General features: G+C 38.7%; 3 protein-coding genes and 1 CRISPR repeat array. All 3 genes read left to right on the forward strand.

Translation table 11 applies throughout. The features are described from left to right. Positions 1-293 (forward strand): reverse transcriptase domain-containing protein (locus VB711_RS26355; RefSeq protein WP_323289392.1); only part of this gene is annotated, 293 nt, incomplete at its 5' end. Positions 294-310: 17 nt separating this feature from the next. Then, positions 311-1,486, forward strand: a complete 1,176-nt coding sequence (cas1, locus tag VB711_RS26360) for a CRISPR-associated endonuclease Cas1 (RefSeq protein ID WP_323289393.1) — start codon at positions 311-313, stop codon at positions 1,484-1,486. 490 nt (positions 1,487-1,976) lie between these two features. Continuing rightward, on the forward strand, positions 1,977-2,252 hold the full coding sequence (gene cas2 / locus VB711_RS26365; protein WP_323289394.1) for a CRISPR-associated endonuclease Cas2: 276 nt from the start codon (positions 1,977-1,979) through the stop codon (positions 2,250-2,252). Between the two features lie 219 nt (positions 2,253-2,471). Beyond that, a CRISPR array of direct repeats spans positions 2,472-3,586; the repeat unit is 36 nt; unit sequence CCCTACCGATTGGGTTAAATCGGAATAATTGGAAAC. The last annotated feature ends 103 nt before the right edge of the window (positions 3,587-3,689 follow it).

Raw genomic sequence — 3,689 nt, forward strand, 5'->3', positions numbered from 1 at the left:
GTAATTTACAACTCGTGCGTTATGCTGATGATTTTGTGGTTTTAGCACGTACCCAAGCAGAGATTTTGGCAGCGAAGACAGAGATCACTAATTTATTAGCTGAGATGGGATTAGAAATACATCCTGAAAAAACTAGAATTACTAATTTTGAGCATGGATTCTGTTTTCTCGGTCATGGATTTATAGATAACGCGATTTTTCCCATTGATACAAACCGCACCAAACCTATAAATAACTCAGTTTCTCAACCACAATCAAAGCAACGTAAAAAAAAACGCCTCCGCGCCAATTAGCACCGCAAATTGAGAATTTGCAGTTTGATACAGAAACAAACGAAGAACTAGGAACTTTAAAACAAGAACAACACCAAATTGCATTTCTCCATCAACCCTATTTAGTGGAGACAGATATCACCACAGACAGGGAAATTGATGGTGGTGACAAAAATAGTCCTTTACAAAAGAATATTTGGAATCAGGAAATGGCTGCAATTTATCTGCTCGAACAAGGAACAAGTATCTATAAAGACCACCTCCGGTTTATTATTCATGTCAGCGAAAAACCAAAACTGGAAATACCAATTCGTGAAGTCGAACAAATCATGATTTTTGGTAATATTCAACTTTCTACACCAGTAATTAATGCCTGTTTAAAAGAAAAAATTGGTGTACTTTTTCTCAATCAACTGGGTCAATATCACGGACATTTAGCCAGTGAAGAATCTACAAATATAGATAATCATCTCATCCAAATGCAGCGACGTGATGATGATTATTTTCAATTTCAAGTATCAAGGGCAATCGTTTATGGAAAATTAACTAACTCTAAGCAGTTATTAATACGCTTTAATCGCAAGCGCAAAATGGCAGCAGTAGATCAGGCAATATATGGCATCAGCAAAGATATTGAATCTTTAGAATTAGTTGATAATTTAGATTCTTTACGCGGTTATGAAGGCATTACAGCCGCAAGATATTTTCCTGCTTTTGGACAGTTAATTACTAACCCCAATTTTCAATTTTCTCTCCGCAATCGTCAACCACCTACAGACCCGATCAATTCTCTCTTAAGTTTTGGTTATACGCTGTTATTGAATAATGTCATGAGTTTTATTGTCGCCGAAGGACTTTCGCCATATATCGGTAATTTTCACTATGGAGAAAGACAAAAGTCCTATTTGGCTTTTGATTTAATGGAAGAATTTCGGTCTGTTATCGTTGATAGTTTGGTTTTAAAAATCATTAACAATTCTGTGTTTAAACCCCAAGATTTCGACATTTTACATAGTACAGGAGGAGTATATCTCAATCAATCAGCACGGCGGATTTTTCTGCAAAAATTTGAAGCTAGAATGAATGAGGAAACATCCCATCCTGATTTACAATCTCAGGTTACATACCGTCATGCAATTCAATTACAAGTCAGAAGATATAAACGCTGTTTATTATCAGGCATTCCCTATACAGCGTTTTTAAGACCTGCATAATTTGTGTTAAAATTAATTAAAAATCGCTGATTTTTCAGAAAATACTGTAGGGTTTAGCATTGCTAAACCCTATAACGGAACTTGAAAACAAAAATTTCAATATTGTTTGTTAAATAGTATTATATAGCGGTTATTGGTTAAGTGAAATACAAGAACCCCACCCCCAACCCCCTCCCCGCAAGCGAGGCTACGGTGTACACACAAGTGATCTGATTACCCAAAACAAGCCCTGGCGATTAGAAATCACGGCTACACAAACAAAGTCCACCTGCGTGGACTGAAGAAAAACTACTTATTTTTAACCCACGGAGGTGGGTTTTGCCTGTGTAGTTGCGGTTTCTAACCGCCGATTTAATCTTGATAAGACTTGTGTGTACACGGTAGGCAAGCGAGGAGGGGACTTATGACTGTATCTCATTCAAGTGCATACCGCTTTATTACCTGTAAACTAAGTTATAGTTTTATTAATTCATACTTTCTATTTAGCTAAATGCTAGTCGTTGTTGTATATGATATGCCTGATGATAAAAGGCGCACGAAGTTATCCAATTTTCTAGAAGGTTATGGGCGAAGAGTTCAGTTTTCTGTGTTTGAGTGTTTTTTGAGTTTGGAGGAAATGCGACAACTTTATATAAATGTGAGAAAGTTAGTTAAACCGGCGGAGGATAGTGTGCGGTTTTATTGGATATCCCAAGAAGCTGTTGAGAGGGTGTTAATAATCGGTGGTGAAGCACCCCAACCACCTCCAAACTATTATGTCATCTAGGTTTGAGGCTATTTTAGGAGTTTTTTGTAACATGACTATCTACACACCTCACCAAATCGCCGAAACCCCTATTCTTTCGTTGAGGTGTGTCGATGGCTTGCTGTGTAAGGGTTTGAGGTATGTGTTTGATTAATTTTTCGGCTGGGTGTACAATCTTTTTTAGACGTGTGTCGATTTGCGGTCTGAAACCCTTACTGGGTCAGGGCTGTTAGACGAACTCCCTACCGATTGGGTTAAATCGGAATAATTGGAAACGTTAAGATAACGTTACCGTATTTTATCCCATCCTGTCCCTACCGATTGGGTTAAATCGGAATAATTGGAAACTTTCCCAGCTCGATTTTTTGAGACTCGAAACTCCCCCTACCGATTGGGTTAAATCGGAATAATTGGAAACGGTTTATGTCCTCCTCAGAAGTTATACTCTGGGAAGCCCTACCGATTGGGTTAAATCGGAATAATTGGAAACGCCAGCAGAGCTTCCTGAGGAAGAGGAAGACTGGTTTACCCTACCGATTGGGTTAAATCGGAATAATTGGAAACTTCCTGAGGAAGAGGAAGACTGGTTTATGTCCCCCTACCGATTGGGTTAAATCGGAATAATTGGAAACTTTTCTGTTCTCAACTATGCAGGGATTCTGCAAGGCTAACCCTACCGATTGGGTTAAATCGGAATAATTGGAAACAGAAGGCGGTGCAGGAGATGACTCCCTGTCCCCCTACCGATTGGGTTAAATCGGAATAATTGGAAACGATCTCTAGGAGAGATCCTTCTTTTCGACTTTCAAAACCCTACCGATTGGGTTAAATCGGAATAATTGGAAACGAAATATCAAGGCAGCGGTCAAGGCGAAAGCAAACTGACCCTACCGATTGGGTTAAATCGGAATAATTGGAAACGAAGAAGTGGTATTATTCTGCTGGGCAGAATTGAGGCCCTACCGATTGGGTTAAATCGGAATAATTGGAAACGCAATAGCATCGTTGATTTGAGTATTCTGCAAACCACCCTACCGATTGGGTTAAATCGGAATAATTGGAAACATTTATTTGACGATAAGTTTTAACCTGCTGTTCGAAACCCCTACCGATTGGGTTAAATCGGAATAATTGGAAACTTCAATTTAGTGGTGTTTTCACCACCGTTTCCACACTCCCCTACCGATTGGGTTAAATCGGAATAATTGGAAACAGATTAAGAAATTGGGCGTTTCAGAACATTCCAAACCCCTACCGATTGGGTTAAATCGGAATAATTGGAAACGAGGGCAAACAATTCCCTCAACTTTCGAGAGAGACCCTACCGATTGGGTTAAATCGGAATAATTGGAAACCAAAAGATAGTACCTGAAACTGTGTTGATTATTGAAATAACGTAGTTTCAGGTATTTTCAATTATTGATAAAAATTAAATATTAATGAAAAGAAGCGATACCC

This window comes from Cronbergia sp. UHCC 0137 (assembly GCF_034932285.1).
Taxonomy (GTDB): domain Bacteria; phylum Cyanobacteriota; class Cyanobacteriia; order Cyanobacteriales; family Nostocaceae; genus Cronbergia.